This is a genomic window from Chamaesiphon sp. VAR_69_metabat_338 (assembly GCF_031423935.1).
Classification (GTDB): domain Bacteria; phylum Cyanobacteriota; class Cyanobacteriia; order Cyanobacteriales; family Chamaesiphonaceae; genus Chamaesiphon.
The window spans coordinates 1-7,958 of the sequence record NZ_JANPGM010000010.1 but is presented as its reverse complement, the minus strand read 5'-3'; the positions used below and the strand labels follow the sequence as shown (position 1 = coordinate 7,958).

Genomic DNA, 7,958 nt, shown 5'->3' with positions numbered 1-7,958 from the left:
TCGGCCATCCTCGCCGCCAGGGAACATCAATTCGACGATCGCATCAGTTGCGGTAATCTGCCCTTGTAATAATCGATCGACTAATACAGCAATCGGCATGTAGATTTGATTTTTGTTAGCAATCCGAACTAATACTTGAGTCGTATTTACACCCTCTGCTGTTCCTTGCAGATCTGCTAAAACTTCACTTAAATTTTTACCTTGGGCTAACCCATATCCCACCTGATAATTACGACTCAGCGGACTATTGCAAGTAGCTAACAGATCGCCTAAACCGGATAAACCATAGAAGGTTGCTGTTTTTCCACCCCAATACTGACCGATCCGAATAATCTCTGCCAAACCGCGCGTCAATAAAGCTGATTTAGCATTATTACCTAATTTTAAACCATCGCAAGTTCCGGCAGCAATGGCGATGACATTTTTGACGGTGCCAGCAATTTCTACACCTACCGGATCGTCGTTAGTATACACCCGAAATTTAGGGGAAGAAAAAATCTCCTGAACGGTATTTGCCGCATTAGCATCGTGACTGGCAACCACCGTCGCCGCTGGTAATCCTTGCTGAATTTCCAGTGATAAATTCGGCCCTGACAAGACTACAATTGGATTGTTAGGAAATGCTTGATGCCACAGTTGAGCGGGTGTCAAATTAGTCTGTGCATCCAATCCCTTAGTTGCCGTCACAATAATTTGCTGCTGCGCGATCGATCCTTGTAATCGATCGATTACTGCTCGCACGCCTGACATCGATACTGCCGAAATAATTGCCGTCCGATCTGCAATTGTATCTACTAATTGCCGATCGCTCCGGCGCGACCAAATTGTCGGTTCATAACCATTAACCTGCGTCAAATTTGCCAACGCACCACCCCAAGCACCAGCACCTATAATTGTAATTCGATCGGGCATATAGTAATAACGAGGTGGATCTTCGATCGACTGAGATTGCGGCGATCTAACTTCGATCGAGACAGCCTTATTGATAATGAATTATATCTATATCAATTTTAGCCGATTATCTCAATAATTAACGGTGGGGAAATTAAAATTCATCCTAACTTACTAATGATTAGCTCAAGCCAGACAATTAGTTAGAAGCTGATAAATCTGCAGCTTATCCAACTTTTGACCGATGCAAACAATTTGATTGCTTGGTGGTTTTGCCCATTCTCGATCTTCAATGCTAAATCTCTTACCACTAAGTTGAAAAATATGACATTTTTTACTCTCGTCAAACCACATAATTCCTTTCATTCGTAAAATTGATGATGGTAATTGATAATCCAAGAATTGTTGAAATTTCTTCAGTGAGATCGATCGAGTAGAACGAAAAGAAACTGTAGTAAATCCGTCATTCTCTAAATGCCGCTCGATCTTTGGATCTATTTCTAAGATCTGAGCTGAAAAGTTGTGATGATGAAGATTGAGGACTGCCGATAGTGAAATTTGACAATTTTGAGTATCGATCGTTCGGGCATCAGGTTTGATTTTAGCGATCTTTTGCTTCACATCGATTAATTGCTGTGCCGAAACCAGATCGGCTTTATTTACTAAAATGATATCACCATAAATAATCTGTTCGCCTACTGCTTGAACCTCCTCAATACTACTATTTAAGATGGTTTCAGCATCTACCACTGTCAAAATAGCATCTAACTGGGTCATCGATCGCAATTCTGTACCCAAGAAAGTAAGAATAACTGGGAGTGGATCGGCAACTCCTGTCGTTTCTAATATTAAATAATCGATCTCCGATCGTTTCTGTAAGATGTTATAAACAGCTTGAACTAAATCTTCATTAAGCGTACAACAAATACAACCATTTGTTAATTCGATTTGATTTTCGTCGATTGAGACTAATAGCTGACTATCAATATCAATGTCTCCTAATTCATTCACTAACACGGCAATTCGTAAACCATTGGCATTCTTGAGAATATGATTGATAAGCGTTGTTTTCCCACTACCCAAGAAGCCAGTTACAATTGCTAGTGGGAGTTTCTCAAAATCATCTAATTCATTCATTGTTTAAATAGTCCGAATCATAAATTCAAGGGAATTTAGTTAATCTTAATTCCCTTCTGAGCCGCAGCTAGTCTACAACCGTTACAATCGCAACTAAAATCACGATTAGATCGCTGTTTTTGGCGATCTAGAAATACCCGATGAATTGATATTTGGTTGAGATTCGGTGGTTGGACTGATTGGACTTTCCATTCCGTCGGCATCGGGGCGAGTTGAGGCGGAGGTGGAGATCCATTTGTCGGTAAGATGGTCATTCCCCATCCAATAGAGCTAGGAATGACCATTAACAATAGTTTGGGAGATCGGTACATTTTATACATTGGATTATCTTCCCCAAAAGAATTGAGATGTAATTAGGCTTAAATCTATTTTAGGCATAGTTTAAGTAGTTCATCTAATCGAGATAATTTGTAGAACGCGCCCTTATCTACTCAGTCTCAGCACAAATTGCTATTTTTCCTCAATCTCTCCCTGTTACTAATATTTGCCAACTTAAGTGCTGAACCTTTATGATGTTATCATAAAAATGAGAATGATTATCATTCTCTTAAAATGTAGCCATTACCCAAAATACCGATCGTGAAAATTAGCCCCAATCGCCTTCAAATCAACCGTTCGCGATGCTATCCCAGCATCGGATCGATTGTCCTAATGCTCGGTCTATTCGGCTGTCAAACCACCAATCCTCAGCAACCCAACGTAGATAGTAACCCCGCTGTCAGCCAATTTTCCGCCACATCCGCGACCCAAAAACCCAAAGTAGTAGTTACGAATACCGTCTTGTGCGATCTCACCAAACAAATTGCAGCAAATACGATCGATCTCATTTGCTTGTTGACTCCTGGTAGCGATCCGCATATTTACAAAATTACACCAGCAGCCCGAAAATCGATCGAGGAGGCCAAATTAGTGATGTATGGTGGTTATAATTTCGAGCCAGAGTTAATCAAAGCTATTAAAGCAAGCTCAAACCCCGCTCCCAAAATAGCCGTATATGAAGTCGCCATACCTCAGCCCCAAAATTTTGAAGAAGATGGTAGAAGTACTACCGATCCTCATGTCTGGCATAATGCTCGAAATGGAGTCAAGATTGCCGCAACAATTGGCACTAGTCTGGAAAAACTTATGCCCACACAAGCCACAACCTACCAGCAAAACAGCAGAAAATTAACAACCGAGATCGATCGAATTGATGCCTGGATTAAATTGCAAATAAATACAATTCCCACCGATAACAAGATTTTATTTACGACTCATGATGCACTCGGTTACTACTCCAAAGCTTACAGATTGCCTGTCGAAGCACTAGAGGGTATTAGTACAGAAGAAAAGCCCACTGCGGCTAAAGCAAGAGAACTTGTGGATAAGATCGGGAAAACTAAAGTTCCAACTATCTATGCGGAGGTAACACTTAACCCCCAATTAATTAAATCGATCGCGCAAGCCGCTAAAGTTAAGGTGTCAGGACAAGCTATTTATGCTGATGGCCTGGGTACTGTCGATAGTCAGGGAGGAACCTATCAAAAGATGTTAATTGCCAATACCAAAGCGATTGTTGAAGGATTGGGTGGTAAATATACACCGTTTGTGTCTAAATAGTCACAGATCTCTTCTTTCCAAAAAACCTAAGATTGAGCTATCGAGGATATTTCACCATCAATTTTTGGACTTCTTCTGCATGATAGGAACTGCGCGTTAAGGGCGTGGATACTACTTGCAAGAACCCAATTTCTTCGCCATAAACCCGCCATGCATCGAACTGGGCGGGAGTAATAAATTCAGTCACGCCCAGGTGTTTGGCTGTGGGTTGGAGATATTGACCGATCGTGATGATATCGCAATCTACCGATCGCAAATCGCGCATGGTTTGGCGGACTTCTTCGTCTGTCTCGCTCAAACCGACCATAATTCCTGATTTAGTATAAACGCTGGGCGTATATGCCCGCGATCGAGCCAAGACTTCTAAAGAACGTTGATAATCGCCCTGCGGACGCACCCGCCGATATAAGCGGGGAATAGTTTCGGTATTGTGATTGAGTACTTCTGGTGCCGCATCCAAAATCGTCTCTAATGCCTGCCAATTTGCGCACAGATCGGGGATGAGAACTTCGATTGTCGTCTGGGGGGAAAGCGCGCGTACCGATTCGATACACAGTACAAATTGACCCGCGCCGCCATCGGGCAAGTCATCGCGATTTACCGAGGTAATCACGACATGTTTGAGATTGAGACGTTTGACAGCTTCTGCTAGACGCAGCGGCTCTGTCGGATCCAAAGCTTGGGGTTTTTTCTCAAAATCGATATCACAGTAGGGGCAAGCACGCGTACATGCTGGCCCCATGATCAAGAACGTGGCGGTTCCCGCGCTAAAACACTCGCCGATATTGGGACAAGAGGCTTCCTCACAGACAGTATTGAGCTGCAAGTCGCGGAGGATGTCTTTGACATTCCCTACTCGTTCCCACTGCGGTGCTTTTACGCGCAACCATTCTGGTTTGACTGTCATAACAATTGAAAGATATTCACAAGCCTACTATTTTAACATTTAGGGAATAGGGAGTAGGGGATAGAGGATAGGAAATAGCAAATTAACCTAAAGCCTAAAGCCTAGAATCTAATCCCTAAAGACCTTGTGGTGAATCTTGGCGAGCGTATGGCATCGATCGACGCAGATTGTCGATCGCATACTGGACTTCTGGAGTGGGATCGACAGCAACCCAGCCAGTGGCACCAGGAGATCGAGTTTCAAAATGTAAGTGCGGGCCGGTCGAATTGCCAGTACTCCCGACTAAACCGATGACGGTGCCTTGGGGAACTGTTTGTCCGGCTTGCACGGAAATCTCCGACAGATGTCCGTAAAGTGTTTGTTGGGTATCGCCATGCTGAATTACGACCGCTTTGCCATAGCCGCCATTCCAGCCTGCTGAGATGATTGTACCAGTGGCGGTTGCGATTACGGGAGTACCAGATGGTGCGCCAATATCTACCCCAGAGTGAAACCGCCGCGTGCCTGTCAGGGGGTGCGTCCGCCAGCCAAAGCGAGAAGTCATGGGTGCGGGATTCATCAATGGATAGATTAGTTCCGCATGAGTTGCGCCGGTCGTACCATTACTATTAATTGAAGCGACTGGTGGTACGGGGGTCGTCGGGATCGAGACTGGTGGCTGGTTTGGTTGCGAGAATGGCATCTTACTGCCAGTAGGTCGCAAGGTTGGGATGGCAGTTACGCTAGGGATAACGCTGGTTTTGATAACCCGAGGCAACCGTGTCACTGGCTGGACTTTGATTAATTGCGTCCGTGGTTGGGGTACAAAAATTTCGACATTCGGTTCGGTTATCGCCGCAGTGGGCACGCCACTGATTTTGACGTTAGATTTGAGATTGTTGACATCACTAGCAAATACGGCTCCCTGCGTAGGTGAGGCGATCTCATTGCGACTGGCAAGAGCTTGGCTGGCAGGGCTGCTGCGATCGTCATCGTACCCAAAGGGGGAAGTCCGCTGCTCGGTGGGCGAGATTGCTTTAGTAGCTAAAGCGAGGGTCGTGACTGGTTGATGTCGCTCCTCACCAAAAGTTTTGTTGCCAGCAGCTTTGTTGGGATCTTTCTCTGTCACTAGAGATTTAAGGTCTACTGCATCGGGACTAGCGACCCGCTCTGCACCCAATAGTTGAGGCTTTAATGTATTATTTGCTACTAAATCTTGCACGTTTGAATGTGAATTTTGGGCAAGTGCAGCTTCGGCACTTAAAAAGGCACCAGCAATAACTAAAAACCTCAGAGATTTGTTTGTGCGCATAGATTCAGTGGGAATTACTACGGGGTATCAGTCGGAATTGATAAATGAGACCTAAAGCCAGAATTTGTTCAGTATACAAGATATCGCCTAAAATAATAATAATTTCTTAATCAATATGTCAATCTGCGATCTTCGATATGGATGGCTATCCATGTAACTAGATGTCTTCATTATCAACCGCCGATCGCCCGATCGCGCTCCTTCGACCTTGCACTCGCATTCTAAAAGTAACACTGCACAAGGATCTCAAGTAAAACAAACCTAAATGGAACAGCGACCGTACTTCCATAATGCTACTTTGAATGAGTATTAATACTCACTCGATCGAGCGCGCCGATCGCCGAAGTTTAGGATGGGAAGGATGGCGATCTCGATAGTCATCAGTGTAATTGATGAGTAAGAACGATAGCTAGATGCGCATTTTTTGACGATCGATCGCTGTAAATTTAGTCACAAAAGCTGAGGGGTCTTAGTCTATGTGCTAAATAATTCAAATATTTGCCGACAAAATTGTTTTAATTTCTCAGCGATGTCGGGTTGTGGCTGAATTTCACCTTCAAATTGCCAGTCGCTCACGGTTGATAATCGCCATTGTTTGCCGCGATAATCAAAGCCAGCAACTTCTAGACCGATAAAATTGCGGATAAAATCGCCCGATTGGCGATCGTCATTAAATCGAATCTGGACGAGGATGCTCCGACTCTGCCACCTTCGGCTCCAGCCTGGAAAATGAAAGCTAAAATCGATCGAATCCGGATCGACTAACTCCTGAGTATCGCGATCTTCCGCCCACGGCTTTAAATCGACTTTCGCATCGGGAAACTCGCTCCGAAACAGAGTGACGGCGGAGGCAATTTTACTGGTAAGGGTGATATCGGTAGCTTGTTGAGCGGCGTTCACGATGGCGATGTCAGGTTGGTAAACAGAGTGCAGTGAAGTGTTGGTACTTAGCGATAACAGCGAAGTCGAGATTTCCTCCTAGAATAACTTAGTTTATCATTCGCGCCCAAGCTGATGTGAGCGACCACGCCGCTGGTTGCCACCCCAGATCCGCTTCCCATCCCTTGCGTAAAATTATTAGACTGGTGGTATAGCCTTTGTAATGAGGATCTACCAATGAATGCATTCGATCGAGAATTAATCGCCACCGCCCGTGCGCTGGTCGCACCTGGTAAAGGAATTTTGGCAATGGATGAAAGCAATAGTACCTGCGCGCGGCGATTTGAAAAGTTGGGCATCCCCGTGACGGTAGAGCGGCGACGCACCTATCGGGAATTAATTATTACTACCCCAAAGTTAGCTGATTTTATCAGTGGGGCGATCTTATATGACGAAACGATCCGCCAATCCTCTCAAGCTGGCGTCCCCTTCCTCAACCTACTCCAAACCGCTAGCATCATTCCTGGCATCAAACTCGATCTTGGGGCTAAAGATCTACCTGGCTGTCCGGGTGAAAAAGTGACCGAAGGCTTAGATGGCCTATCCGATCGGATTGCTGAATACTATCAAATGGGTGCTCGGTTTGCAAAGTGGCGTGCTGTCATTGCGATTTCACAAACTGAACGCTACGCGATCGATCCGGACATCCCTAGCGAAACTTGTCTGGTTGCCAACGCCCATGCCCTCGCCCGCTACGCCGCTCTGTGTCAAGCTGGCGGACTAGTGCCGATTGTCGAACCAGAAGTGCTCATCGACGGACAACATTCGATCGAGCGTTGCTATGAAGTTACCGCTCGCACTTTACAAGTTGTTTTCGCACAATTACGGTTGAATCGGGTAGCGTTGGACAAAATGATTCTCAAACCCAGTATGGTGCTCGCTGGCGAACAGTGTCCCGTCCAAGCATCCGTGGAGCAAGTCGCCGAAATGACCGTCCGGTGTCTGCGCGATAACGTTCCCGCGACAGTCCCAGGGATCGCTTTTCTCTCTGGCGGACAAACCAACGAACGCGCCACTGCCCACCTCAATGCAATTCACACTCAGTTTGCCTCCCAATGTCCGTGGGCGGTAACTTTCTCTTACGCCCGCGCGATTCAACAACCCGCTCTCGATTATTGGCATGGCGACGACGCCAACATTCCCGAAGCCCAAAAACGCCTCTATCAACGCGCCAAACTCAACGGAGCCGCCAGT

At 45.6% G+C, this 7,958-nt stretch carries 9 protein-coding genes; 2 read left to right on the top strand and 7 right to left on the bottom strand.

Annotation, left to right across the window (positions count from 1 at the left end; genetic code table 11):
• The 3 genes from RMO84_RS00350 to RMO84_RS00340 all read right to left on the bottom strand — a co-directional run.
• Positions 1 to 912 (bottom strand): NAD(P)H-dependent glycerol-3-phosphate dehydrogenase (locus RMO84_RS00350; protein ID WP_310486418.1); only part of this gene is annotated, 912 nt, incomplete at its 3' end.
• A gap of 165 nt (positions 913 to 1,077) precedes the next feature.
• Positions 1,078 to 2,028: a GTP-binding protein gene (locus tag RMO84_RS00345; protein WP_310486416.1), complete on the bottom strand. Its 951-nt coding sequence runs from the start codon at positions 2,026 to 2,028 to the stop codon at positions 1,078 to 1,080.
• A 35-nt stretch (positions 2,029 to 2,063) separates the two neighbouring features.
• A complete protein-coding gene (locus RMO84_RS00340) occupies positions 2,064 to 2,348 on the bottom strand; it encodes a hypothetical protein (protein WP_310486415.1) in 285 nt (94 codons plus the stop codon).
• 331 nt (positions 2,349 to 2,679) lie between these two features.
• On the opposite strand from RMO84_RS00340, the gene RMO84_RS00335 reads away from it, so the two are divergent.
• The gene (locus RMO84_RS00335) at positions 2,680 to 3,627 is read left to right on the top strand and encodes a metal ABC transporter solute-binding protein, Zn/Mn family (protein WP_310486414.1); all 948 of its coding nucleotides are present in this window, start codon (positions 2,680 to 2,682) and stop codon (positions 3,625 to 3,627) included.
• A gap of 37 nt (positions 3,628 to 3,664) precedes the next feature.
• On the opposite strand, the gene lipA is transcribed toward RMO84_RS00335, so the two are convergent.
• The 4 genes from lipA to RMO84_RS00315 all read right to left on the bottom strand — a co-directional run bounded on the left by lipA (position 3,665) and on the right by RMO84_RS00315 (position 6,951).
• Positions 3,665 to 4,534 (bottom strand): lipoyl synthase, encoded by an 870-nt coding sequence (lipA, locus tag RMO84_RS00330; RefSeq protein WP_310486413.1) that lies wholly within the window; start codon positions 4,532 to 4,534, stop codon positions 3,665 to 3,667.
• Positions 4,535 to 4,649: 115 nt separating this feature from the next.
• Positions 4,650 to 5,825: a M23 family metallopeptidase gene (locus RMO84_RS00325; RefSeq protein ID WP_310486412.1), complete on the bottom strand. Its 1,176-nt coding sequence runs from the start codon at positions 5,823 to 5,825 to the stop codon at positions 4,650 to 4,652.
• Positions 5,826 to 6,299: 474 nt separating this feature from the next.
• On the bottom strand, positions 6,300 to 6,725 hold the full coding sequence (locus RMO84_RS00320; protein WP_310486410.1) for a hypothetical protein: 426 nt from the start codon (positions 6,723 to 6,725) through the stop codon (positions 6,300 to 6,302).
• Positions 6,726 to 6,813: 88 nt separating this feature from the next.
• Positions 6,814 to 6,951 carry a hypothetical protein gene (locus RMO84_RS00315; RefSeq protein ID WP_310486409.1) on the bottom strand — a complete coding sequence of 46 codons (138 nt, stop codon included), beginning with the start codon at positions 6,949 to 6,951 and terminating at the stop codon, positions 6,814 to 6,816.
• On the opposite strand from RMO84_RS00315, the gene RMO84_RS00310 reads away from it, so the two are divergent.
• Positions 6,942 to 7,958 (top strand): class I fructose-bisphosphate aldolase (locus RMO84_RS00310; RefSeq protein WP_310486408.1); only part of this gene is annotated, 1,017 nt, incomplete at its 3' end. The two genes, RMO84_RS00315 and RMO84_RS00310, sit on opposite strands and share 10 nt — an antisense overlap.

Excerpts from the sequence above, each read along its gene's own strand:
- RMO84_RS00315 (WP_310486409.1), bottom strand. The coding sequence starts at position 6,951 with ATGCATTCATTGGTAGATCCTCATTACAAAGGCTATACCACCAGTCTA.
- RMO84_RS00345 (WP_310486416.1), bottom strand. The coding sequence starts at position 2,028 with ATGAATGAATTAGATGATTTTGAGAAACTCCCACTAGCAATTGTAACT.
- RMO84_RS00340 (WP_310486415.1), bottom strand. The coding sequence starts at position 2,348 with ATGTATAAAATGTACCGATCTCCCAAACTATTGTTAATGGTCATTCCT.
- RMO84_RS00325 (WP_310486412.1), bottom strand. The coding sequence starts at position 5,825 with ATGCGCACAAACAAATCTCTGAGGTTTTTAGTTATTGCTGGTGCCTTT.
- RMO84_RS00335 (WP_310486414.1), top strand. The coding sequence starts at position 2,680 with ATGCTCGGTCTATTCGGCTGTCAAACCACCAATCCTCAGCAACCCAAC.
- lipA (WP_310486413.1), bottom strand. The coding sequence starts at position 4,534 with ATGACAGTCAAACCAGAATGGTTGCGCGTAAAAGCACCGCAGTGGGAA.